We start from the raw sequence: 24,689 nt of genomic DNA, 5'->3' as shown, positions 1-24,689 counted from the left end.
AAATTTCAGGCTTAGTATGACCGTGTGGTGTCATGTTGTCGTTGTGGTATCAGTGTGGACTCGTTATTGATTATTGGGCGGATACACGGTATTTCTTTATTTAAAAGCAGCGTATTACCCTAATTAAGAGCAGCTAACAACACCTCATTTATCGTTCAGCTGCTGTTTCACGCTCTGCACCAGCAAATTCAACAAAAGCATTGGTTTGTAAGAGTGTTAAACATGCTTCGATAGGCTTTGCCGGACTGTAGAAAAACCCTTGTATGTGGTGACAGCCTAGCTCTCGTAATTTCTCCAGTTGGCTTAGGTGCTCCACACCTTCAGCTATGACGTCAATACCTAACTTGTCACTAAGTTTGATAAGGCAATCTATCATAACTTGCTTGTTTAAATCAGACATCAAGCTGTCGACAAAGCTCTTATCAATTTTTAGATAATCCACTTGGTTTTCAATCAAGTTACTTAAAGAAGAGTAACCGGTGCAAAAGTCATCAAGTGATACTTTTACTCCATGCTTTCTCAACTCATTTAATGTTCTCCAAGTATAACGGTTTGTTGCCAGAGATTCTGTCACTTCAATCGTGATTGAATCATAGGGGATTTGAGCATTTTCAATGGCACTGGTGATTAACTTTACTTGATTAATACTGGCTTTAAATTCACTTACCGAGCGGTTGATTGAAATTCCCACATCCGAAAAGCCTGCTTTATGGATCTGCGCTAAATCTTGGCAGCTTTTTTCGAGCACAAATTGACCAACTAAGTGTATCAGTCCAAATTCTTCCGCGATGGGGATAAACGTGCCTGGCGATACCATTCCATACTCATCATCAAACCAGCGAACAAGCGCTTCAAACTTGGTAATATGATGAGTATCTGCGTTCACGATAGGTTGATAGTAGACAGTAAGCGTTTTCTCTTTCAATGCTTGTTTCAATCTATCTTTGAGTTTTATTTTGTTCAGATAAGCATTTTGTATGGTGGCATTATGTAGTGCAACTTGACCTCGCTCTGTTTTTTTCACACTGTTGAGTGCATGTGCTGCATTTCTTAACAAGTTAGCTGCGGTGATCCGAGAGCCAGCCTCAAGTTGCGCTACGCCTGTTGAGCAAGTCAATTCTATTGTTATTTCACTAAATACATATGGTTGAGATAATTTTTGTGATAACTTTTCAGCAATTTTTAATGCACTCTCTACATCACTATGGCTAAGTAATAATGCAAACTCATCGCCGCCATATCTGGCGATAATATCATTTTGCCGCACGGCATTTTTGAGCCTCTTTGCGACTGATATAAGAACCTTATCTCCAATTTCGGGACCAAACACGTCGTTGACTTCTTTAAATCTATCGAGTCCAATAAATAATAATGAGCAACTTGTGTTATTGCTTCTAGAACCAGAAATTTTCTCCTCTAAACGCTGCATAAAGCTACGACGATTTAGTAAGGCCGTAAGTGGTTCATGATTAGCATAAAAAGTAAGTTGTGACTCGTTCCGCTTCCATTCGGTAATATCTCGGAATATTCCGACATAGTTGGCTATTTCACCGCGTTCATCTTTTACTACACTCAGTGTCAGCTCTTCTGGATAAATTTGGCCATTTTTGCGGCGGTTTTGAATTTCACCTTTCCAGTGGCCATGTGTATAAAGCGATGACCACATTGACTCATAAAAAGCTTTATCCTGCTTTCCAGATGACAATACTGCTGGATCTTGACCTATTAATTCATAGCCGGTGTAACCAGTTAGTCTTTCGAATGCGCGGTTTACCATAATGATCTTATTTTTGCTATTGGTGATCATAATGGCTTCTGTTGCATGTTCAAATACAACGTTGGTTAGTTCAAGTTGCTTATTGAGCGAAGATATATAACTAATATCTTGGATTGTCGCGGTAAACGCTAATTCGTCACCATGATGCGGGTCATTTTCAACCTGACCAATAATTCGCAGTAAACCACTATGGTCATCACGCGTTATTAATGAGACTTGTAAATCCACATACCTTATTTCACCAGACTTTACCTTGTTTAATGCGTTTTTGACCCGCTCACTATCCTCAGGTGTTAATTTCTCTAATAGCAACGACAATGTAGGAGCTGTTGTATGAGATTTTAATAGGTGATTTAGGTGCGTGGAAAAGTAATGTTTATTCTGTTTAAGTTGCCATGTCCAAGTCGATAAGTTTGCAATTTGTTCGCCCTTAGCTAGTTGTTTAAGGAGCAGCCCTTGTTTGGTCAATTCGATGTTATGACTTAGCTCAGTCGCTATTAGGTGGCCAAGTTCTTGAAACCACTCTTTCTGCTCCGTTGTTATTACCTTTTCTTTATTAAACATACAGACCAAAATACCAATAGGTTTATGATCTAGTGCTCGCAAGGTAACGCCAAGATACCCTTCAATACAAAGTACACGGAGAATATCATCTTGTTCATACAGCTGTTGTAGGCCACATGTTACGTTGCAGACATCACTACTGGCTTTAGCATCCGAGCACGGTGTACCCTCAAGGTCGTAGATAATGTTGTCAACTTCTTCACCTTTTTGTAGATACATTAGTGTTTTTACACGGGTATCGTCATCAATAAACTTGCCTACAAAACAATGATCCGCATCAAACAGTTGATGCAGTTGGTTCAATGCAAATTGATACCGTTGGGAAGTAGAAGTCAAATTGTAAAATTGGCTAAAGGTTAAATTCATAACATTCTGTTTGGCTAAAGATAGCGGCAACTTTTTTTGTTTAGTAGGTAATAGTAGCTTATAAAACTACAGACAATATAAATGCAGATCAATAAATTTGCTTTAAGTGGCTTATGTTTGCCTTAAAATTTGAGGTTTTTAATGACGCTATACTTTTATCATCTAGTCTTAATGCCTGTGCTCGTTTTTAGTATATCAGGCGCGAGCTATATATTAGTGTGCTTTGCTTGCAAGGGTTTAGGCCTTTTAGCGCCAGCCGTGTAATACCAAATAGCCCTAATACTTGCTCAATTTGAAGAAGTAAATTTGACGCTAACTGCGTCAAAAACTTCTTATTTAGAGCAACTAAGTAGCAAAATTTTTGCCTTGCCTACTGAGCTAGGTACCTTGGCGATAGCAGGGTACGGTAGCGGAGTTAGCGCCAAAATTTTCATGCCTAAAATAGCTCTCTTCATTAAGCCAGTTGATATGAAGAAATCGCTGAAAATGTTATTTGAAGAAGGTGTTTGGAAAAATATCACTTGCGATGAGCAAGCTGACTGTAGGATCAGGTAATGCAGCTTGCATTACCTGATTTACTTTTGGAATTAGCTAACTAACTGTGGCTGTACATCAAGTCCATAGCCAAACATAACTGCAAGCACTAAAACAGTAGCCGCAGCAAACATTAACTTAGCCATCAATGGTAAACAAAATCTAAACCAGTGTGTATACGGGACGCCAGCCATTCCTAAAATACCCATAAGTACGGCATTAGTTGGCACTATCATGTTAGAGAAGCCATCACCAAATTGATAGGCTAATACGGCAACTTGTCTAGGCACACCAACTAAGTCACCAACAGGTACCATCAATGGCATAGTCACGTAGGCTTGTCCTGATCCAGAAGGAATAAACATGTTTAACAATGTTTGGATAAGTAGCATCCCGACAGCAGAAATTTCAGCTGCAACGTAAGACAGAGGTGTCGATAATCCATTCACTATAGTATGAAGGATTTGGCCGTCTTCCAGAATTAAAGCAATACCACGGGCAACACCAATTAATACAGCGGTTGTGACAAGATCAGAAACACCTTCGATAAAGCGGTTTGCAGCTTCATCAGCTGAAAGTTTACCTAAAATAGAAATAATGATACCCCAAGCAATAAACAATCCGCCTAGCTCATAAAGATACCAGCCTTGCGTTGCTATGCCCCAAACCGCGCATACAAGAGTGATGATAAATGTAGCAAGCACGGCTTGGTGTCTGCCGTTAAGTTGTGGATAACTAGGTTGTGTTTGTCCAGCTAACGGACACGGAACATCTTTCATCATCGAAGCGTTTGGATCTAATTGAACTTTTTTAGTGTAGCTCCAGACATGGTGAAAGCCGATCAATACAAAAGGAACAAAAATAGCGAAGCGCAGCCAAATACCTGAATAAACAGGAACCTCGGCAATTTGTTGTGCAATTAACACGGTAAATGGATTAAACGCTGAGACGCCATAACCTATACCATAACCGGCAATTATCATGCCCACGGCCGTCATTGCATCAAGTTTCATTGCTTTACAAAGCGCAACGAGAATAAGTACAAATGGGATATACTCGCCAGCGGTACCAATCGCACTCGAAGCAATAGCAAAGCAAAACACAACCATAAAAATAAGCTTTTGCGGCTTATCTCCATGTTTTTCCAATAACCTTCCAATTAACGCGTCTACTGTGCCAGTTGCACGAGCTATGGCAAGTACACCACCCACAATCATTACAAAGAAGATTACATCTTGCGCTGCTGCAAAAGCACGGGGAATTGCTTTTAACAAGTCCCAAGGAGTGAGGTGTACAGATTCTTGTGCAATATGGTAAGTACCAGGTAATACAACTTGTCTACCTGACTCTGTAGTCGCAGTATCAAAAAAGCCTTGAGGGATAACCCAAGTAGATATTAGTGCAATAAGCATCATACCCAAAAGTAATACTAAGGTATGAGGAACTTTCAATGTTTTTGCCATGGAAAGTACAGCTCCAAAAAGGTAACGATAAAATTGCTCAGCATCTTACCGATATTCGGAGCATATTTCACTTTTTAATAGTAGATTTTAAATTAGGCGACATTGTGATTAGCTAAAACAGCCTGCTCAACTCTATTTCTACCGTTAGCTTTGGCTTGATATAAACTTCTGTCAGCAAGTTTTAACGCATGATGTAAATCCTCAGAGCATGTCGGCCAATGTGATACGCCTAAAGAGATAGTAATATGTCCGGCATCAGCAAATACGGTGGTTTCAGTGCAGTGACGTAACCGTTCGGCAATTTTGGTCGCTTGACTGATCTCAACATGAGGCAGAAACATGAGAAATTCTTCCCCACCACTTCGACATAAATGGTCTTGCTCTCTGGCATTGCGACGCATCAATTCTGCGAGTTTYTGAATGACGGTGTCGCCAATATGATGGCCAAAGGTGTCATTCACGCGTTTAAAGTGGTCAATATCTAGGGCAATAATACTAAATGGGGTCGCCTGTTCGTATGCTGTTTCGAGCCATTTTTCCATCCCGCGGCGGTTAAATAAGAGGGTTAATTGGTCTTGCTTTCGTTCATCATCAAATCGCTGTACTTGCGCTCCTAGATGTTTAACACTGCCGTGCATAGCCTGATATAACCATGTAGCTTCATAATACCAAGTGGCTACGTGCGGGAAGTCGATGTTACGCCCGTCTTGAACCTGCTCTGATAATTTAGCCAATCGCCATAGTGGTTTGGCTATTAGTCCTCCAAACCCCAATACGCAGATAAGCAAAAATACTGTAAATGGAACAGTGGTTTTTAGTACATGGCTCATGGTGTCAGAAAGCTGCGACATCGTAACCGCCAGGGGACGCTGAGCCACCACTCCCCATCCGCTAGTTTCAACAGAGGCATATCCAGCTAACATCTCAATTCCCTGTGTATTAACAACTTGGTTTGCGCCTGAACCTTTTCGAGTCAACGAAGTTACGACCTCATTTGCAGTGACATCCTGGCCAATACGATGATCGTCGTGATGATAAATAAGCTTGCCATTAGGCCCTGTTACATAAACATAGGTTTTATCTTGGTGGTGATGATTTGAGAGTAATTTACCTAAAATATTATCGCCTTTGAGGTAAATCCCTGCGGCGATAAAGCCTAAATAGTTGCCATTGTTATCAAATATGGGATGAGTTGGACTCACCATTAAGTTGCCTGCGGGTGAAATAAATGGGCCGACTATATACGGAGATTGTTTACGAAGCGGAGATGTTTCTACTTCATTTTTTAGCATGGTGCCGGTGATCCCCAGAGAGCTTGGCTGTGCGCCAATTATTTTGCCATTAGCACTAACGAGGACAACAGAGTCGAAACTATTTGTGCGTACTAGCATTTGTTTCAACTCGGTATCGATCTGTTCACTATTATAGAGGTTGTGAGCTATCACATTACTTGAGGCCTTTAATTGCATCAAAACAGATTGTAAAAAAAGGTCTGTCACACCTGCCAATTTGGTAGCGTATGCGCGATTCGCTTCTAACGTGTCAGTTACCATCACCTGCTTTTGTACTTGATAACTGGAAAATAAGGCGTTTAATAGTGAGGTAAATACACAAAGTGACGCGAGGATAAGTATCAGCTTTTTAAGATCCAGCCAGTGTGTTGTTTTATTTATTTGTACCACTAAAAATTCTCTTTAATGTACGTCCATGACATTTTAGCTATTCATTTGAGTGATATAGTTAATCTATATCAAACTATGGTCTGACCAATAGCTTATCTGTTTTCTAAAAGATAGGTGCCCGCATTATAACCAGTTAGCTAAAAATATTTAGTTTTCTTARCGGATTGTTGGAATTGTCGTCATCATAGGGTGTAAAATAATCTGAACATGAATACAGCGAAACCCTGATGAAAAAAAAGAAACCTAATCCGCTAGTCGGCCATTTTACTTTTGCTTGCTTGTCATTGGCGGCAATTTGGATGTTTGTGACAGATAAAGATACATTGATTGTCCTTAATTCCTTGGTTTTAGTTTATGTGGTCTTCGCATTAGGGCGTCGTTTGATGCAATTTTCAAATAAAAAGCCAAGCCCTCCAACCTCAAAAAAATCGAAATGATACTAGCTCACCTTATGTACGGATAAGAGATGTTCTAACTCATCAGTACTAAGCCATAACTTAATTTTTTCCTTGTCTAGCCAGAGCGTTTTAGGGTGAAGTCGCTTCGCGCCCTGCTCTCGCTAATGTGTCTAGATGCTGTAGGCAAAGCTAATACCAACTTGGCTTAATACTTACTCAATTTGAAGGAGTAAGTCTTACGCTGCCAGTGCTAAAACTTGCTGCTAGAACGGTATTAATTCTCCGTGGTTCAGGTTAGCTATATTAAGCGGTTGAACATTTTTAACGCAGCTAATACGGTAATCTACCTTTGGACAATAGCTGTAAAATTAACGTGATAGCTAGAATACGAGCTGAGGATTAGCTCGTACTCCTTAATTGTTTTAGCGACAAAGTAGGCGACTACTGCCTGACTAACTTGAGTAAGTTCTCACCTTTACTATCAAGCTGATTAAGCGGCTTTAATCCCATTATGTGGGCAAGTGTCGGATACACCTCTAAATTACTTGCTTGTTCAACAGAGACGCCAGATTTAAAAGCAGGTCCTTGTGCAACAAAAAAGGCAGCCATATCGTCTGTAATCTCATAGCCATGGGTTCCATAATAGCTATGTTTCCCTTGCTGCATAAATACAATAGGTGCTTTGGCTTGCAAGATAATATCGCCAATACGAGGTGAGGTGCCTCCGTGCAATTGTATTTTTCGTGACTTTGAGAGCACCTCGAAGCGCCCTTTAGCTTTATTCTTTAGTTTTTTCTCTAATGCTGAGATATCCAAATTCTTATCATGATAGGAGTATAGGGACAAACGGGTGCCACTATTTTTAATCATCCACCCTTTTGGTATATCTAACTCATCAATGAAAACTGACTTTTCAGGCAAGACTTCGGCCATCCCATGATCTGAGACCAACACCAAATTGATTTTAATATCGTCTTTAGCAAGTTCATTGACGAAATCGCCTATAAGCGAATCAACATATTGCACCGCTTTTTTAGTTTCGTCGTGATCAGGTCCAAACTCGTGTCCTTTACTGTCTACTAAAGAGAAATAGCTGGCCACAAATAAGGGTCTTTGCGCTTTTGGAAGTTTTAACCAATTATGGATCTGATTGAGACGGTTTTTATAATCCGCTTTTTTTGAGTAATGGTAGTAATAATCAGGTGTCATGCCATTTACTCTAGCGTCTGATTCTGGCCAAAAGTAAGCTGCTGATTTGTGCCCGTGCATTTTAACCAAATTCCAGAGGGGGATCCCTGCTATCCAAGTACTATCGACTTTACCCATCCCCATTTTATAACAAGCTTCACGCTGCTTATCACAAAAGTAATTATCGACGATACCATGGTTGAGAGGCTTTAAGCCTGTGACAATAGAAAGGTGATTTGGGAACGTTTTACTTGGATATTGCGGCCACATCTTGGTAGCTCGAACACCGATGCTGGCGAGCTTTGCGATATTTTTGGCATCATGTTTTTCGATATAATCCCATCGAAAGCCATCAATCGAAATTAGGACAGTTGACACCTTCTGCGCACATACCGCGCTACTGAATAAAGTTAAAATGACAAAAAGTGTTTTGAGCATGTTTGGTTCCCTGTGTGATTAACTACCGATACGTGAGCATGTGTTACGCCCGCTTACGATCGCATGCCGCATTAAATCACAACAATATGAAATTGCTATTTATTTGCGTTAAATAGATCACAAAAGTGGATATTAGGAGAAGGTTCACTTTTGCTCTGTTCTAATTGAGCATAATTAATGCTTGATCTAAGTCAAAGTGAACTATATATTAAAGTTTCAATAATTACTGAAAGTTTAAAAGTATGAACTTGTCACCAAAAATAGAAAATTTTGTACTCCACTGCGGTGAAATGGGCAGCCGTTGGGGTTTTAATAGAACAATTGGGCAAATGGTTGGCTTGTTGGTTATTAATGAGCAACCATTAACAGCGAATGAGATTGCAGATGCGTTAAAAATATCTCGTGGTAACGTTAGTATGGGGATCAAAGAATTACAATCTTGGCAACTCGTTAGAGTTCATCACATTCCTGGTGATCGCAAAGAATACTACTCTCCAAATGGGTCTATTTGGGATCTTGCAAACCGTGTCTTTGAAGAAAGAAGAAAAAGAGAAATCGACCCTACCCTTACTCTACTGAGAGATCAAATCCTAGATAGCGCAAACTCACCAGAAGAAGTGTATGCACAACAACAAATGCAAACGATTCACGACCTACTTGAAACCGTTACTAAGTGGTCTGCTGAGCTACAAAGGCTGTCTCCAGAGCAATTACAGTCATTAATGAAGCTTGGGTCGTCAGTTAGTAAGGTAATAGATTTAAAGGATAAATTATTACGTAAGTCTTAAAAGTGCGAGGTGCGTCATGCTTGATACATTACTGTTGTCGCGAATACAGTTCGCGGCAAATATTAGTTTCCATATACTTTTTCCTACGATCACCATTGCATTAGCATGGTTTCTCGCTTTCTTTAAAATCAAGTATGACTTAACTGAGCATCCGGTTTGGTTAAGAGCCTATCGCTTCTGGGTTAAAATCTTCGCGCTTACCTTTGCGCTGGGTGTGGTTAGTGGTATTACCATGTCGTTTCAGTTTGGTACTAATTGGCCAGGGTTTATGGAGAAAGTTGGAAATATCGCGGGGCCACTTTTGGGTTATGAGGTACTCACCGCCTTTTTCATGGAAGCGACCTTTTTAGGGATAATGCTGTTTGGCATGAAGCGTGTCCCTCCTAAAATCCACACACTGTCCACTTTTATTGTTGCAATAGGCACTACACTCTCGGCATTTTGGATCTTGTCTTTAAATAGCTGGATGCAAACACCTACAGGTTTTGAGCTTAGGGACGGTGTAGCATACCCTACAGACTGGTTCGCGATTATATTTAATCCGTCTTTTGGTTACCGCTTTTTTCATATGTTGCTTGCAAGCGCATTAACTGCGTCATTTTTAATAGCAGGGGTAAGTGCTTATCGCTTACTTAAAAATGACGACAAGCACGCTCCAAAAAAAGCATTGACTGTAGCTTTAACAGTCGCAGCCCTTCTCACTCCGATACAAGCTTTTGTCGGCGATTTACACGGTCTAAATACGCTCAAACATCAACCACAAAAAATTGCAGCAATGGAAGGCGTATGGGAGACAGAAAAAGGTGCACCGCTCTTACTCTTTGCAATTCCTAACGAGGAAGAAAGGCGCAATGAATTTGCAATAGGCATTCCTAATATGGCGAGCTTTATTCTTACCCACGACGTTAATGGTGAAATTAAAGGGCTTAACGAATTTAAAGGTGAACACCCACCAGTTAAGCCCGTCTTTTTCGGCTTTAGAATTATGGTTGGAATGGGGATGCTGATGATTTTAGTCGCGTTTGTCACCCGATTTACGCTTTGGAAAAAGGGCGAGCTACCCAAGTGGCAGCTAAAAGCGCTTGTAGCGATGACCTTTTCGGGCTGGGTAGCGACTCTTGCAGGATGGTATGTCACGGAAATTGGACGTCAACCATACATTGTGAGTGGCATTTTAAGGGTAGAAGATGCAGTGACCAACATCGCTTCAGAAAATGTCTTGTTCACGCTCATAGGATACCTAACGATATATGCCATATTGCTTTATGCCTATATCAGGACATTATTTCACACTGCGAATAAGTCCGTTGAAGTTGAAGAGTATGATATGAAAGAGTTTGCAGCGGAGGTATCACGTGTTTAATCCCGAATATTTATCACTAATCTATGCAGGGTTAATGGCACTAGCTATTGTGGTTTACGCTATTTTAGATGGCTATGATCTTGGGGTTGGCATGTTGATCCCGCTAGATGACAAAGAAACAGCCGATACCATGATCGCATCTATAGGTCCATTTTGGGATGCTAATGAAACCTGGTTAGTCTTGGCAGTAGGCCTTGCATTTATCGCGTTTCCTCAAGCGCACAGTATGATTTTACAGGCCTTGTATATACCTGTTGTATTTTTGTTGTTCGGTTTAATCATGCGTGGTGTGGCTTTTGACTTTAGAGCAAAAGCTCGAGTTAAGCGACAAAGGCGCTGGGATAAAGTGTTTAAGTTTGGCTCGTTACTGACAGCATTTGCACAAGGTTATATGTTAGGGCTTTATGTCGTAGGTTTTGACGATTCGTTGCTAGCCCACGCATTCGCGGCTTTTAGTGGTATTGGCGTGGTTTGCGCATATGGATTAATTGGCTCAGCATGGCTTATTATGAAATGTGAAGGTCAACTACAGCTAGCTGCTATAAAGTGGTGTAAGCACTTTTCTCGTGTCGCTTTCGTTGGGGTGATCTTAGTTTCTATCATCAACCCGCTCATAAATGAATGGATATATGAGCGCTGGTTTAGTTTACCGATGGCACTCGTTGTGCTACCTGCACCTATAATCTGTTTGCTACTTTTTGTGGTCTTGGAAAGCGTATTGCACAAATTACCCAAAGCGACAGAAGCAGGAGCTTGGCTTCCATTCTTTATTTCAGCTTTTATCTTTTTACTGTGCTTCTTTGGTCTGGTTTACAGCTTTTATCCATACGTGGTGCCAGGAAAGCTGACTATATTTGATGCCGTAGCAGATCCCTCCGCACTCACTTTCTTATTATATGGCGTGGTTGTCGTCGTACCGACGTTAATTGCCTACACATTATTTTCGTACCGAGTCTTTTGGGGCAAGGTTCAGCCTTTGTCTTATTATTGACACTTGCATACATTAGCCCAACCAAAAGGCAGCTTGTTGGAAGCTGCCTTTTTTATAATGCTAGAGTAGCGCGCGATTTATATTTTTGGATAACCGATCCGATCAGACAAAAAGCCAACACTGGTGGCAAAATAGTAAGAGCGATTCCAGTTCATCAATGCTTTGTAGTTATCATAGGCAAGATACATACGGCCATTTGCATCGTCAGGCATTACTAATGCAGCACTAATATTAACATTCGGTAGATCACTACCATCCATTCTGCGCAGTCCAAGGGCTTGCCATTCTTGTAGAGAACGTTCTGATTTACGCCACTCTCCTAGCCACTCTTTATGTGACTTAGTACCGCGTTTTAAAATATAACTTGTGTCAAAGCCTTCAGGTAATTTCACTTGCCGACCCCAAGTTAGATTGTCATTCCAGCCAACACTTTTAAGATAATTTGCTATTGATGCAAATGCGTCTTCTTGGGTTGTCCAGATGTCTTTTCGACCATCTTGATTGTAATCTACAGCATAAGAGGTAAAAGAGGTTGGCATGAATTGAGTTTGACCCATCGCACCTGCCCAAGAACCTTTGAAGTTGTTTAGATCAATATGGCCATCTCTTAAAATATCTAATGCAGCCCATAATTGACGTTTGTATAAGGCTTCTCTTCGACCGTCAAAAGCAAGCGTCACAAGTGCGCTAATTACAGGGTAGCCACCTTGAATACGACCAAAGTTACTTTCTAGACCCCAAAGCGCGACAATAAAACGAGCTTGTACACCATATTCTTTTGCAACTTTTTCTAGCGTGCTCTGGTGTTCTTTATATAGCTTACGCGCTCGTTGGATTTTCCATTCTGGAACACGTTTAGGTAAATATGTCTCGAGTGTTTCAACAATTTCTGGCTGTGTTTTGTCTGCCTTTATCACTTTCTCTTTGAAAGTAGCGGTAGCAAAAGCGTCATCAACTAATTGTTGAGAATAGCCTTTATCAATCGCCTCTTGCTTTAAATTATTGAGATATTCATCAAACTTAGCCTGAGTATTGGCAAAGACTGAGGTAGACAGGCAAACTGAGGCTACTAATAAGGAAATTTTTTTTATCACGTGTCTGTTACTCCATTTTGCTTTCTAAATTCATCTAACAAACTTTCAGTGTGTGGTGGAAGCTGCAAGTAAAACCCATCATCTGTTAACTTTTGCTTAACTGTGTCTAGATCCGCAATTCCTAGTTTTTCTCTTCTAGCAAGATCCACAATCATGACATAGATTGGTGTACCGAAAGTTTCCATTAAAGGTGCAGGTACGCTGGAAAAATCATCTCTTTTAGAAACAAACAGGTAGGTATCCGCTTTTTTTGGACTTTTGTATATGGCAGTGAGCATTATAAGCCTATAAATTCTTGCTAATCATTGGCGGTCACTATACCATGCTATTAGTAAGTTGTGGAAAGTTTTACTACCCGCTAAAGTCAAGCAAATAAGGCGCTAGCGGCGGTTGTAACAGAAATTTGAGTGCATATGTCAAAACAAACATTCGAACTAAAAGGAAATCTATTTACACTCTCTGTGCTACAGTTGTTTTCTTTAGATTTAACAAAATTACGACAAGAGCTAGATAGCAAAATATCGCAGGCACCAAAGTTCTTTTTGGGTGCTCCAATTGTGGTTAATTTAGCTGAAGTTCAGGAACAAAATGTAGAATTCAAAGAGTTAAAGCAGACACTAATTGATTTACAGCTCAATCCGGTAGGTGTATGTAACGGTACTCAAAGTCAACACGACTTAGCTAAAGAGGCGGGGTTTTCTGTACTAAACTATTCAAGGGATGTGCAACCGAGTACCCCTTCACAATCTCAAGCGGCTGAAGTAGTAGAAAAACAAGTGTATCTGCCAGCGCAAATTGTGAACGGAACGGTACGCAGTGGTCAGCAGATTTATGCAAAAGACCGTGACTTGATCGTACTAGGTGCGGTAAGCCATGGAGCGGAAGTTATCGCAGATGGTAACGTACATATATACGGTACTTTGCGTGGTCGAGCAATCGCTGGTGCACAGGGCCAACCAGACACCAGTATATTTTGTCAGCGCTTAGAAGCTGAGCTAGTGTCGATTAATGGGAGTTATTGGATCAGTGATTCGTTACAAGGCGAACACTGGGGTCAAGCTGCTCAAATAACACAACAAGACGAATCATTAAAAATTACAGCTTTGGTCAAAGGATAAATCAGATGGCAAAAATTATTGTCGTAACTTCGGGTAAAGGCGGTGTTGGTAAGACAACGTCGAGTGCAGCAATTGGTACAGGCTTAGCGCTAAAGGGTTATAAAACAGCCATAGTCGATTTTGATATTGGTCTAAGAAACCTTGACTTAATTATGGGTTGTGAACGCCGTGTAGTCTATGACTTTGTTAATGTCATTAATGGTGAAGCAAACCTCAACCAAGCACTCATCAAAGATAAACGGGTTGAAAAACTATATATTCTTCCGGCCTCTCAAACCCGTGATAAAGATGCGTTGACACGTGAAGGTGTTGAGCGAGTTTTAAATGAAATGAAAGAAGACTTTGATTTCATTATTTGTGACTCACCTGCAGGTATTGAAGCAGGGGCAATGATGGCACTTTACTTTGCAGATGAAGCTGTTGTCACGACGAACCCGGAAGTATCTTCTGTACGAGATTCCGACAGAATTTTAGGTATCTTACAAAGTAAATCTCGCCGAGCTGAGCTAGGTTTAGAGCCAGTAAAAGAACATTTGCTACTAACTCGATATAATCCAGAGCGTGTTGATAGCGGTGAAATGCTCTCAGTTGATGATGTAAAAGAAATCTTAGCGATTGATTTGCTTGGCGTTATCCCTGAGTCAAAGTCTGTATTGAATGCTTCAAACTCAGGGCAACCTGTGATCCTTGACCAAGAATCAGACGCAGGCCAAGCTTATAGCGATGCAATCAGCCGTTTGTTAGGTGAAATCGTCGATTTTCGTTTTTTACAGGTCGAGAAGAAAGGTATCTTCAAACGGATCTTTGGAGGGTAATGTGTCTTTACTAGATTATTTTCGTTCAGAAAAGAAAAACAGTGCGTCGTTGGCAAAAGAGCGACTGCAAATAATTGTCGCACATGAGCGTTCCAAACGAGGAACGCCTGACTACCTGCCGCAGCTAAAGCAGGATATTTTGGATGTTATCCGAAAATACGTGAAGGTAGACTCAGATGCGGTAAATGTTCAGTTTGAGCAAAATGAAGACGATTTAGCTGTGCTTGAATTAAATGTCACACTACCTGACGATGAAAAGTAATACCAATTAGCTTAATTAAGTGCTCTATTTTGAGGCGAGAAAATATAGTCGATAACCAGGCAAAAATTTTGTTATTTAGTTGTTCTAAATGAGAAATTTTAAACGCCGTTAGCGTCATATTTGCTTCGCCAAATTAAACAGGTACTAAGTGAAATTGGTATAAATATAAAAAAGGGCTTTTATAGCCCTTTTTTATTACCACCAGTTCTTTAGTCTGTCTTCAAGTAGCTCAGCACGCCAGCCTAGTGCTAGATCAGGTTTCATAAGTAGCTTTTTTTCTTCCTCAGATTTTTTCCACGACCAGCTAATCACTTGATTGATTTGCTTTTTAGAGGCGAAAACATCGGCTGGGATCTGGTTTTCTTTTGCGACCTCAGTGATGATAAGCTTTATTTCTTTACATGCAGCTTTATAACCTTTGAAATCAATGAGCCGCTTTACGCGTTGTGGACAATCTTGCTCGACAATTTGCTTGCCCTTTTCAATGCAAGCAAGAATTTCCTTACCCGATCGATTTACTTCCATAGGCTCAACCCCAGGCACATTACGCAAACTACCGAGTGTACTTGGACGGCGTTTGGCTATCTCAACCATATTATGTTCTTTTAGTACAAAATTAAGCGCCAAGTTTTTTTTCTCAGCTTTTGCACGTCGCCAAGCTGCCAGCTCCTTTAAAATTGCGAGATCTCTTGGCTTTAATTGCCATACATTTTTAATATCTAAATAAAGTAGTGGATCGGGTTGGCGGAAGCTACGTTTTTGTGCAAGCAGCTCACTTTCTTTCAATACTATGTTAAATAGCTGTTTTTCTTCGATTTGGCTAAGGATTTGCTGAAAGCATGGTAGTAAATGAAAAACATCTGATGCAGCGTAATCTAATTGCTTTTGCGTTAATGGACGGCGCAGCCAATCTGTCCTTGATTCACTCTTATCAATATCAACATTACTTAACTGCTTCACCATATTGGCAAAGCCGATACAGCTGCCCTCTCCTAGTAACTGTAGCGCAAACTGAGTATCAAAAATTGGTGATGGTATAAAACCTGCGAATTTCAAAAATACCTCAATATCCTCTGAAGGAGAGTGAAGCACTTTTAAGATATCTGTATTGGCAAATAAAGCCCAAAGCGATTGAAAGTCCATTTCAACTAATGGATCTATCAGAGCAAGATGATTTCCATCGAATATTTGTAGTAACGCGATTTCGGGATATAAAGTGCGACGACGCATAAACTCGGTATCAACAGCAAGTATTTTGGCGGTTGAAATTTTAGCTACAAACTCATCTAGCGCTTGCTGGCTTTCAATGACTTGATACTGCACTTTTACTCCCATGCAATTATGTGGCTAACTGGTGCAAATCGTTAGCGATAAAAAAGCCGGCTGGTGCCGGCTATCTTTGTTATTCTTTTAACGCTCTACGCAGTATTTTACCTACATTGGTTTTCGGTAGTTCATCTCTAAACTCCACCAACTTTGGTACCTTGTAGTTCGTTAGATTATCTCGGCAATGCGCAATTATATCTTTTTCTGTTAAAGAAGGGTCTTTTTTAACGATAAAAACTTTTACTTGCTCGCCACTTACTTCATGTGGCACGCCGACAGCTGCAACTTCAAGCACACCTTCGTGCATCGCAACAACTTCTTCAATTTCATTAGGAAATACGTTAAAGCCAGATACTAAAATCATATCTTTTTTACGATCTACAATATAGAAGAAACCATCGTCATCGTAGGTCGCAATATCGCCAGTTGCAAACCAGCCATCTTTTAAACACTCAGCTGTCGCATCTGGTCGGTTATAGTAACCAGCCATTACTTGTGGCCCTTTTACGCACAACTCACCCGGTTCACCTTTAGGGGTTTCATTACCATTTTCGTCGATTATCTTAATGTCAGTACTTGGCGCTGGTAAACCTATTGAGCCGTTATACGCATCTAAATCGTGCGGACATATAGTAACTAATGGTGCACATTCGGTTAATCCGTAGCCTTCCATCAGTTTCGATTTGGTTACTTTCTGCCAACGCTCTGCTACAGGTCGTTGTACGGCCATGCCACCACCCAAGGACATTTTCAAGGTCGAAAAGTCGAGCTCAGCAAATCCTGGTGTGTTCAATAAACCATTAAATAGCGTATTTACGCCGGTAATTGCTGTAAATGGATATTTTGCAAGTTCTTTAACAAAAGCAGGCATATCACGAGGGTTGGTGATCAAAATATTATGACCACCGTACTTCATAAACGTCAAGCAGTTCGCCGTTAACGCAAAAATATGATAAAGCGGTAAAGCCGTGATAACGACCTCTTTGCCTTTGTCTAACACTTTATCCAGACAGCCGGAGACTTGTTCTAGGTTAGCAACCATGTTGCCATGCGTTAACATCGCTCCTTTTGAAACTCCAGTTGTTCCACCTGTGTATTGTAAAAAAGCAAGGTCGCTAAGCGAAATATCTGGTTTGTTGTATTTTGCAGGATCTGCTGCAATTACATGCTTGAAAGGGATTGTGTTCGCCAAGCTAAAATCTGGAACCATTTTTTTGAAGTGCTTCACAACAAAGTTTACTAGGTGCTTTTTCAATCCGCCCAGCATATCGCCAATTTCAGTTAGCACAACATGTTTAACCTGCGTTTTAGGCAAGGCTTGCTCTAGAGTGTGAGCAAAGTTGGCAAGAATAAAAATGGCTTTTGATTCAGAGTCATTCAGTTGATGCTCAAGCTCTCGGACTGTGTATAGCGGGTTGACGTTAACAACTGTACAACCAGCACGCAGCACACCCAAAATAGTAATAGGGGTTTGCAGTAAATTCGGCATCATTACAGCAACTTTGTCGCCGCGACCAAGTTTTAATTCATTTTGTATATAACTAGCAACTGCTTTTGTTTTTTCATCAACTTGCTGATAAGTCAGTGTTTTACCCATATTCGAATAGGCTGGGTACTGTGCATAATCGGCAAAACTTTTTTCAAATAATTCAAGCAATGAGTTGTAATGCTCTGGGTCGATAGTTTCAGGCATACCCTCTGGGTAGCGCTTAAGCCAGATTTTTTCCACTCTTAGCTCCTGTGTTCTCGTTATTTTTATATTCACCCTAAACCATAAACGATGTAAGGCACTTTAACAATTGAGCAAATACTCTAAAACCGCCATATTCCCACAATATTTGAGGATTTACAATCAAGATGCTGTTGAAACGTGGCCTTTAACGCTCATAATGGTATTTCTTTCCTTCATTAGTTTATTCTTTGAACTCCCTTTTGTTATCAATAGCCAAGTATTGTGCTGCCGGTATCTACCGCTTTAAGAAACTGACACTGACCTTTGATGTTGTGCAATTAGCTTACAGCATATTTCGGGGTTTTCCATATGGCAATGATGACCCCCTGCAACTTTTTCTATTGTTAGCGAATCAAAACATGATTTAAATAGTTGGTACTGTTTATCAATCATTGCAAAACCCTGCTCAGCCAAAATTAGTAAAGTAGGTACAATAGTCCCCTCAAGCGCTGACTTTGCTTGCGCCACTGAAAAGCGAAAACCGGAGTGTTGCTTCAGTCTAGGATCAAGAGTGAGTTGGACGCCCTGATTATGTTGTTTGGTGTTTCTATTCATGAGTAAAGTCGCAGTGTCTATGGATACATCGCTGACCTTACATCGTAGCTGTGCCAAAGTATTTATATCAGGATACACTCTGGGTGTAGATTGTTTTAACTTATCTCGGGAATTAAAAGCGTTGATGAGTTGTTTCTTCGTTTCAGGTTCAGGCGTATTCACTATGCCAATACCTTCAATAAGGGCAAGTGACAGGCACCGCTCTGGATAACAAGCGGCAAATAGATTCGCTATCATCGCTCCCATTGAGTGTCCGACGAAATGACACTGGGCTAGCTGTGTAAGATCTAAAAAATTTTTTAGATCATAAACGTAGTCTATAAAGTAATAGAAAGCGTCCTCGCTTTTCCAGTCTGAGCGGCCATGCCCCGGCAAGTCAAGCGCAATGTGAGTATACAACTCTTCAGAAAACGGTTGAAATGGTAAAAAGCTGTTACTGTTATCCTGCCATCCATGGAGGTAAATGATAGTTTGCTTGCCACTGCCCCATGTTTGGTAGGCAAATGGCCCGATTTTTTGTTCTTTTATCGCATATAAAGACATCAAAGAATTCTTTTTGTGTTCATCGTTGCATCATTGATTTATTATCTTACCGTGACATATTTGAACTTACTACTTTGATTTGTAGAAAATTTTGCTCAATACAATTGGTTATTAATTTAGTAATAGTAAAGTTTAGATAAAACATTTTCTTTATGAATGTACACGGGAATAACAATGAATTTTAAGACTCGCCTTTTAGCATCAGTGATAGGCATGCTTGTTGCTGCTCCAACTGTTGCTGCTCCAAAAAACATCATTTACATGATAGGTGATGGTATGGGACCAACATACACAACCGCATATCGATATTTTAAAGATGATGCTGCAACAAAAGTTGTTGAACCAACCGTTTTTGACTCCATTTTAGTCGGCATGGCGCATACCTACCCTGATGACGACACGATTGTAACTGACAGCGCCGCTGGTGCAACGGCATTGAGCACAGGAACAAAAAGCTACAACGGCGCTATTGCGGTAGATACTCACAAAGCGCATTTAGAAACCATGCTGGAAGTTGCTAAGAAGAAAGGTAAAACAACCGCACTAGTTGCAACATCGCAAATTAATCATGCAACCCCAGCAAGCTTTGCTTCTCATAACGAATCTCGTCGCAACTACGACGAGATCGCCAATGACTATGTAGATAACAAGATAGCAGGTAAATTACCTGTCGATCTTATGCTCGGTGGTGGTACCAAATACTTTATTCGCGAAGACAGAAATTTGGTTAACGAGTTCAAAGAAGCGGGTTATCAATACGTAGACGATTTATCCAAACTTGACACGTTAAATAAAGTCCCAGCAATTGGTTTATTTGCCGAGGTCGGTTTACCGTTTGCTATTGATGAAGAGCCACAGCGCTTAACGAAAATGACCCAAACGGCACTATCGTTATTGGAAAACCAAAATGACAAAGGATTTTTCTTAATGATAGAAGGCAGTCAGATTGACTGGTGTGGGCATGCAAATGACATCGCTTGTGCGATGCGTGAAATGGATGATTTTGCAGAGTCAATCAAACTTGCAAAAGCGTTTGTTGACAGCAACCCTGATACTATTCTTGTCGTGACAGCTGATCACTCCACAGGCGGCTTAACTCTTGGTGCAAATGGTCAATATCGCTGGGAGCGTGATGTGATAGCCAACGTAAAGGGCTCTGCTGGTGAGATAGCCAAAGCACTTGTGGATGCAAAAGATGTAAAGGCTACATGGACAGCTCTGACGGGGCTTGAGTATGATAGTGCGACTGAACTGAAAGTAAAAGAAGCATTGTTACAAGGGCCAAAAGCGTTGAGTACGGTCGTTAAAGAATCAATTAGCGATGCGTCGTTCACTGGTTGGACAACGAGCGGTCATACTGCAATCGATGTGCCTGTTTTTGCTCACGGTATGGGCAAAGAAAGGTTTATTGGTTCGCAAAATAACACTGCGATCGCCGATAAATTAATTGAGTTTATTAAAAAGTAACGAAATCTCTGTCGGTTGCGGAGTGACGGACAAGGTTTTCTCGCCTCAAAATAGACCACTTAATTAAAATAATTGGTATAAGCTTAAAAACAAATAAGGTCAGCATATGCTGACCTTATTTACTTCAAACGCTTTAGAGGTATTACGCGTAAACCGACACCCCAATCATATTTTTAATCTCATCTCGCCTTGCTTCCGTGGCGATTGCTTTGTATTCACTAATGGCTTGCCCAGTGCGAAAATTCGGACGATCATAAATAGTAGAGCGTTGCTGCGCTTGAAATTGCTCAACGAGTGCGATGCCCTTTTCGCTGGTTTTGATTTGGGCGGTGTTGAGCTTGGCAGTATTTCCCTCTTCAATAGCAGGACTCACCGCCTTTTTAGGCTGTGGTTTTACTTGGTAAGTACCAGCTTGTTGTACTATTGAATTTAATTTCACGGCTTAACTCTTAAATACACTGTGCTTGTTTAAAAATACGCCTTTATTCTCGGCCTGGCAACTTTTTCCATGTCACCGTGTCTCGAACATATTGTGGTTGTGCCTCGGCAGCATCAACTGATAATCCTTTAGTGAAGGCATCATCTGCTATAAATAGCATGTAATAGGCGTCTGGTAGTGTAATGCTATCGAGCTCCTCACAGGCAAGCTGCGAAGCAAGCTCAGGAAATGCTTGCCATCCTGTTCCAACACCTACCGCACCGCTTACACTAAAGTCTATGTTTTCGGGTTTTATTACAGTTTCTTCTGATGTCGCTTGGATAACTCTACCGTTTAGGCCATTGTACTGGCAAAGGTAAATCTCCCCCATACGCGCATCTATTGCTGAGACTACGCTATCTTTACCGGTTTCCATCCATACCTGTTGTGCCATGGCGTGTAAGGTAGAAACACCAACTAATTTTAACCCTGATGAGTATGCCAGTCCTTGTGCCACTGCGGTACTTATTCTCACTCCGGTAAAACTTCCAGGGCCGCGGCCAAACACAATACCATTAAGCTCGTTAAGGGTTATGTCGGCTTCGCGTAAAATCCTCTCCACCAGCGGCAATATTTTTTGGCTGTGCTGCTGTGGGCAAACCTCAAAATGGCGAATAAACTTGCCTTCGTAATGCAGGGCGATACTGAGTGCTTCAGTGGAGGCGTCTATGGCCAATAGGTTATTTTTCATTTTTGTCTATATTCTCTAAAAATCGAATTGCCTTGCTCAAGTCTCTAGTTCGAGACATGTTAGGCAAACTACTTAAAAACGTCTGGCCGTATTTTCTCGTAACTAAGCGATTATCGCAAATAATCAGTACACCTTTATCGTTGGCATCTCTAATTAAACGCCCAACTCCCTGTTTTAAAGCGATAACAGCTTGAGGTAATTGTATTGCATCAAAAGGCTCTAAGCCACGCATCTCAGCGTCTCTCATTCGAGCTTGCAATAATGGATCATCTGGTGATGCGAAAGGTAATTTGTCAATCATAACGCAACTTAGGGTATCACCACGTACATCAACGCCCTCCCAAAAGGAAGCTGTGCCCAGCAGTACCGCATTACCATGGCGAATAAACTGTTCTAATATGATGCGCTTGGAAGCTTGTCCTTGCATAAATATCGGGTATTGCAATGCGGTATTTAGCCCTTCATAGACTAAGTGCATAGCTCGATAACTAGTAAAGAGTAGAAATGTGCGCCCTTTTGCTGCGTTGATCACTTGCTTGGCAAGCTTTACCAGGGCATGTGGCATTAAATCATCACGGGTTTCTGGGAGATAGCGCGGCAGACAAAGTAATGCTTGGTGCTTGTAGTTAAAAGGACTTTCCACAATAAACTGTGAAGTCGGACTTAGCCCTAAGCTACGACTAAAATGCTCTAATGAATTATCAACAGATAAAGTTGCTGAAGTGAAGACAAAACTTGCCTCTGTAGTCTTTATAATGTCGGCAAATTTGCTTGAGACATCAAGAGGTGTCACGTGGATAGATAAAAACCGCCTTGTGGTTTCAAACCAATAACTAAACCCGGTTTGGCTAGTGTCAAATGCACGTTCAAACTGATTTTTAAAGGTCATCACCTTTTCAAAGGGTTGTTCTATCTTGTCACTTCTATCAAGGCATAGCTTTAGCACTTTATAGAGAAAGTCTAAATTACCAATCACTCGGTGCATTGCATCGCAAATTGGTTTGTTTGCCAGCGCCTCGCGCCAGTCACCTCGAGCAGCATCGGAGCCAAAAACCAAGCGTAAATCTGCGACACTGGTTTCGAGTTTATTGAGTGTTTTACCAAGTTGTAACATATCGGGAATGTCTGAGCGGTAAATAACTCTGATATCATTGATTAGTGCCTGCAGTGCTTTGGTGCTGATGGTTTCACCAAAATAGTCACTGGCGATCTCTGGTAATTGGTGAGCTTCATCGAAAATATAACAATCAGCGGTTGGCATCAGCTCGGCAAAGCCGGAGTCTTTGACAGCCATATCAGCAAAAAATAGATGGTGGTTAATGACCACAACATCAGCATCGGCGGCTTTTAGTCTGGCTTTTCGGATATAGCAATCTTCGTAGTCAGGGCACTCTTTACCTAAGCAATTGTCTGACGTTGAAGTGACGTAAGGTAAAACTTTTGCGTCTTCTTCGATACCGACACAATCTGCCAAGTCGCCGCTTTGTGTTTCAGAAGCAAATTTTGCCACCATAGCAAGCTGGTGCATGACATCTGGATCATCGGTTGGTACATGGCTTACATGCTGTGCTAAGCGATATGGACAGAGATAGTTACTTCTACCTTTCAACAAAGTCACATTTTTACCACTGGTGAGTACCTTTTTTAGTGTGGGTACATCACGATGAAATAATTGCTCTTGCAACGCTTTGGAACCGGTAGAGACGATGACTTTACCTTTGCTCTCAAAAGCCGGTATCAAATATGCGAATGTTTTACCAGTGCCGGTACCAGCTTCCGCGACGCATTGGCCGCCACTTTGTAAGGTTTCTTCCACTGCTACGGCCATATCAATTTGTGGCTGCCTTGGTTGATAGCCTGGAAAATGTTGAGCTAGTGGGCCCGCAGAAGAAAAAATAGATGATACAGCCAAAGTAATGCAAATATACAAACAGACAGGTCGCGAAATTGTATGTGGCTATGCACCAAATCGCAACCGCTGTTTAGCAATAATCGAAGCTCGAACTCAGGTTAATGAACCGGCTGCGTTTTAATTTTAATAATACCTATCACTGTTATGAGGACATAAATAAGGTATAAGCCTATTTTACTAGACCATGTAGATTCTGGTGAAGGTATGACAACACGTAAATAATCGTTTAAAAACAGCATGCCGACCCCAACAATGATGGCAGTAAATTTAAAGTGGCGGTAGCTGGCTGAAGAAATGGTAAATAAAGACACAAGCAAAAGTGTTAGGCTTATATAAAACGCCAAAACAGCCATACTACCTGGCACAATACTGGGAGCTAGCGTCAGTACAGATAAGGTAACAACGCCCCAACCTGCAAAGGTTTTTACTGATTTATGCGCCATGTGGTTTCTCCTTAAAAAAATGGCGGTTTGCTTCGGTACATCTACTATAACTTAATAGAATTATCAGTGTTCTGTATTTCGTAAAATAAGCGGATTAAGCTATACGGCTGACTCATTGAAGGTTTGCTTAATTTTTATCTGCGACTAAAAAGGTTACGCCCAAGTATCTAAATTTTCGCCTTTGTGCTCCTCGTGCGATTTTTCTTCTTCGTCTTTCTCATCATCGTCTTCTTTAATTTTTTCATGTTCAGCCGCTTGATGCCTAAGCTCGACATCGGCATTTTGATCTTTTTTAACTTTTTCAATTTTATAGTGCTGTACACCAGCAACATGAAATGCTGATTTATGTGCGACATCGAGTCTCACAATTGGACCTAAAAAAGGTTTAAAAGCGTCCATACATCCCTCCTCTAACCTACTGGTGAACTTACTTATTATCGGCCGTTATATGCTATTCTTTAATTTGCATTAAAAAATGGTTGCCAAAGAGAACATTATTATGTTTATCTATAAATGAACTTTTTAAACAGCAGATTTATTACAAAGGTAACATCATGCTAAACATACTGACAGCACTTCATCACCATCATCATCACACGGGATAACCTGTCAGTTATTTCGCTGGTGGGTTATTCCTTAAAGGAACCTCCGGCGAGACATAAAGTATAGTCAAAGTTTATTTCGCCCCGAGGTTCCGCCTC

General features: G+C 40.9%; 22 protein-coding genes. 8 read left to right on the top strand and 14 right to left on the bottom strand.

The features are described 5' to 3' along the window. Positions 1-148: 148 nt before the first annotated feature. The 3 genes from EAG18_RS13705 to EAG18_RS13695 form a co-directional block, all read right to left on the bottom strand. Complete coding sequence (locus EAG18_RS13705; RefSeq protein ID WP_125252946.1) at positions 149-2,707, bottom strand: EAL domain-containing protein; 2,559 nt, start codon at positions 2,705-2,707, stop codon at positions 149-151. A gap of 587 nt (positions 2,708-3,294) precedes the next feature. After that, positions 3,295-4,704, bottom strand: coding sequence for a TIGR00366 family protein (locus EAG18_RS13700; protein ID WP_125252945.1), 1,410 nt, complete (start codon positions 4,702-4,704; stop codon positions 3,295-3,297). A 92-nt stretch (positions 4,705-4,796) separates the two neighbouring features. Then, complete coding sequence (locus EAG18_RS13695) at positions 4,797-6,386, bottom strand: sensor domain-containing diguanylate cyclase (RefSeq protein ID WP_125252944.1); 1,590 nt, start codon at positions 6,384-6,386, stop codon at positions 4,797-4,799. A gap of 227 nt (positions 6,387-6,613) precedes the next feature. Here EAG18_RS13695 and EAG18_RS13690 point away from each other — a divergent pair, with 227 nt between their 5' ends. After that, positions 6,614-6,823: a hypothetical protein gene (locus EAG18_RS13690; protein ID WP_125252943.1), complete on the top strand. Its 210-nt coding sequence runs from the start codon at positions 6,614-6,616 to the stop codon at positions 6,821-6,823. Positions 6,824-7,225: 402 nt separating this feature from the next. Here the strand turns inward: EAG18_RS13690 and EAG18_RS13685 are convergent, their stop codons facing one another. After that, complete coding sequence (locus EAG18_RS13685; RefSeq protein WP_125252942.1) at positions 7,226-8,410, bottom strand: ectonucleotide pyrophosphatase/phosphodiesterase; 1,185 nt, start codon at positions 8,408-8,410, stop codon at positions 7,226-7,228. Positions 8,411-8,652: 242 nt separating this feature from the next. Here EAG18_RS13685 and EAG18_RS13680 point away from each other — a divergent pair, with 242 nt between their 5' ends. The 3 genes from EAG18_RS13680 to EAG18_RS13670 are packed head-to-tail and all read left to right on the top strand — an operon-like array spanning position 8,653 to position 11,552. Continuing rightward, on the top strand, positions 8,653-9,198 hold the full coding sequence (locus EAG18_RS13680) for a MarR family transcriptional regulator (RefSeq protein ID WP_125252941.1): 546 nt from the start codon (positions 8,653-8,655) through the stop codon (positions 9,196-9,198). Between the two features lie 16 nt (positions 9,199-9,214). Next, positions 9,215-10,561: a cytochrome ubiquinol oxidase subunit I gene (locus EAG18_RS13675; RefSeq protein ID WP_125252940.1), complete on the top strand. Its 1,347-nt coding sequence runs from the start codon at positions 9,215-9,217 to the stop codon at positions 10,559-10,561. Beyond that, complete coding sequence (locus EAG18_RS13670; protein WP_125252939.1) at positions 10,554-11,552, top strand: cytochrome d ubiquinol oxidase subunit II; 999 nt, start codon at positions 10,554-10,556, stop codon at positions 11,550-11,552. The genes EAG18_RS13675 and EAG18_RS13670 overlap by 8 nt, the downstream gene beginning before the upstream one ends. Positions 11,553-11,629: 77 nt before the next feature. Here the strand turns inward: EAG18_RS13670 and EAG18_RS13665 are convergent, their stop codons facing one another. Together EAG18_RS13665 and EAG18_RS13660 are read right to left on the bottom strand one after the other, a co-directional pair. After that, positions 11,630-12,646 (bottom strand): lytic murein transglycosylase, encoded by a 1,017-nt coding sequence (locus EAG18_RS13665; protein WP_125252938.1) that lies wholly within the window; start codon positions 12,644-12,646, stop codon positions 11,630-11,632. Next, positions 12,643-12,924: a YcgL domain-containing protein gene (locus tag EAG18_RS13660; protein WP_125252937.1), complete on the bottom strand. Its 282-nt coding sequence runs from the start codon at positions 12,922-12,924 to the stop codon at positions 12,643-12,645. Before EAG18_RS13660 ends, EAG18_RS13665 begins: the two co-directional genes overlap by 4 nt. A gap of 135 nt (positions 12,925-13,059) precedes the next feature. On the opposite strand from EAG18_RS13660, the gene minC reads away from it, so the two are divergent. The 3 genes from minC to minE are packed head-to-tail and all read left to right on the top strand — an operon-like array spanning position 13,060 to position 14,841. Beyond that, positions 13,060-13,764 carry a septum site-determining protein MinC gene (gene minC / locus EAG18_RS13655; RefSeq protein WP_125252936.1) on the top strand — a complete coding sequence of 235 codons (705 nt, stop codon included), beginning with the start codon at positions 13,060-13,062 and terminating at the stop codon, positions 13,762-13,764. A 5-nt stretch (positions 13,765-13,769) separates the two neighbouring features. Then, positions 13,770-14,579 carry a septum site-determining protein MinD gene (gene minD, locus EAG18_RS13650; RefSeq protein WP_125252935.1) on the top strand — a complete coding sequence of 270 codons (810 nt, stop codon included), beginning with the start codon at positions 13,770-13,772 and terminating at the stop codon, positions 14,577-14,579. A gap of 1 nt (position 14,580) precedes the next feature. Further along, positions 14,581-14,841 carry a cell division topological specificity factor MinE gene (gene minE, locus EAG18_RS13645; protein WP_010372964.1) on the top strand — a complete coding sequence of 87 codons (261 nt, stop codon included), beginning with the start codon at positions 14,581-14,583 and terminating at the stop codon, positions 14,839-14,841. Positions 14,842-15,036: 195 nt separating this feature from the next. Here the strand turns inward: minE and rnd are convergent, their stop codons facing one another. The 3 genes from rnd to EAG18_RS13630 all read right to left on the bottom strand — a co-directional run bounded on the left by rnd (position 15,037) and on the right by EAG18_RS13630 (position 18,997). Then, positions 15,037-16,164: a ribonuclease D gene (gene rnd / locus EAG18_RS13640; protein WP_125252934.1), complete on the bottom strand. Its 1,128-nt coding sequence runs from the start codon at positions 16,162-16,164 to the stop codon at positions 15,037-15,039. A 79-nt stretch (positions 16,165-16,243) separates the two neighbouring features. Continuing rightward, positions 16,244-17,896, bottom strand: a complete 1,653-nt coding sequence (gene fadD, locus EAG18_RS13635) for a long-chain-fatty-acid--CoA ligase FadD (protein WP_125252933.1) — start codon at positions 17,894-17,896, stop codon at positions 16,244-16,246. A gap of 246 nt (positions 17,897-18,142) precedes the next feature. Then, on the bottom strand, positions 18,143-18,997 hold the full coding sequence (locus EAG18_RS13630) for an alpha/beta hydrolase (protein ID WP_125252932.1): 855 nt from the start codon (positions 18,995-18,997) through the stop codon (positions 18,143-18,145). 174 nt (positions 18,998-19,171) lie between these two features. On the opposite strand from EAG18_RS13630, the gene EAG18_RS13625 reads away from it, so the two are divergent. Beyond that, on the top strand, positions 19,172-20,464 hold the full coding sequence (locus EAG18_RS13625) for an alkaline phosphatase (protein ID WP_125252931.1): 1,293 nt from the start codon (positions 19,172-19,174) through the stop codon (positions 20,462-20,464). Positions 20,465-20,606: 142 nt separating this feature from the next. On the opposite strand, the gene EAG18_RS13620 is transcribed toward EAG18_RS13625, so the two are convergent. The 5 genes from EAG18_RS13620 to EAG18_RS13600 all read right to left on the bottom strand — a co-directional run bounded on the left by EAG18_RS13620 (position 20,607) and on the right by EAG18_RS13600 (position 24,387). Further along, positions 20,607-20,903, bottom strand: coding sequence for a hypothetical protein (locus EAG18_RS13620; protein WP_125252930.1), 297 nt, complete (start codon positions 20,901-20,903; stop codon positions 20,607-20,609). 43 nt (positions 20,904-20,946) lie between these two features. Further along, the gene (gene tsaB, locus EAG18_RS13615) at positions 20,947-21,633 is read right to left on the bottom strand and encodes a tRNA (adenosine(37)-N6)-threonylcarbamoyltransferase complex dimerization subunit type 1 TsaB (RefSeq protein ID WP_125252929.1); all 687 of its coding nucleotides are present in this window, start codon (positions 21,631-21,633) and stop codon (positions 20,947-20,949) included. Next, the gene (locus EAG18_RS13610) at positions 21,623-23,461 is read right to left on the bottom strand and encodes an ATP-dependent DNA helicase (protein WP_125252928.1); all 1,839 of its coding nucleotides are present in this window, start codon (positions 23,459-23,461) and stop codon (positions 21,623-21,625) included. Before EAG18_RS13610 ends, tsaB begins: the two co-directional genes overlap by 11 nt. 182 nt (positions 23,462-23,643) lie before the next feature. Then, positions 23,644-23,988 (bottom strand): hypothetical protein, encoded by a 345-nt coding sequence (locus EAG18_RS13605; protein ID WP_125252927.1) that lies wholly within the window; start codon positions 23,986-23,988, stop codon positions 23,644-23,646. 153 nt (positions 23,989-24,141) lie between these two features. Continuing rightward, positions 24,142-24,387, bottom strand: coding sequence for a hypothetical protein (locus EAG18_RS13600; RefSeq protein ID WP_125252926.1), 246 nt, complete (start codon positions 24,385-24,387; stop codon positions 24,142-24,144). Positions 24,388-24,689: the final 302 nt, after the last annotated feature.

This window comes from Pseudoalteromonas sp. J010, from assembly GCF_003934235.1.
Classification (GTDB): domain Bacteria; phylum Pseudomonadota; class Gammaproteobacteria; order Enterobacterales; family Alteromonadaceae; genus Pseudoalteromonas; species Pseudoalteromonas peptidolytica.
Note: the sequence above shows the minus strand (reverse complement) of the source record. Positions and strands in the feature narration are given on the sequence as shown.